General features: G+C 61.1%; 1 protein-coding gene. It reads right to left on the bottom strand.

The features are described 5' to 3' along the window. The coding region (locus AAEY83_RS14020) for an autotransporter outer membrane beta-barrel domain-containing protein (RefSeq protein WP_351059759.1) at positions 1-269 on the bottom strand (269 nt) is incomplete at its 3' end. Positions 270-288: the final 19 nt, after the last annotated feature.

Below are 288 nucleotides of genomic sequence, written 5' to 3'. Positions count from 1 at the left end.
ACGTAGGACAGATTGGCGAACGGCTCCAGGTTCATCGGTTGCAGGCCCAGATCGTATGCGGCCTCGGTGAACACTTGCGCGGTGGTCGCGTCACGTGTGGTTTTCTGTTTACCGCTGACGTCGCCGAACTGCAGATCACGTTTGACGTCGATGCGATGCCAGCTGTACGCGCCGCCGACCGTCAGGCGCAACGCGTCGATTTCATGGCCCAGATACGCACCCAAGTGGTAGCTGTCGACCGACGCCGACGAATGCGTGCCGCTGCCCATGCTCAACGAACTGTCGCTG

The organism is Psychrobacter sp. TB20-MNA-CIBAN-0197, assembly GCF_040309765.1.
Classification (GTDB): domain Bacteria; phylum Pseudomonadota; class Gammaproteobacteria; order Pseudomonadales; family Moraxellaceae; genus Psychrobacter; species Psychrobacter submarinus.
This window is presented reverse-complemented; position numbering and strand designations above follow the sequence as displayed.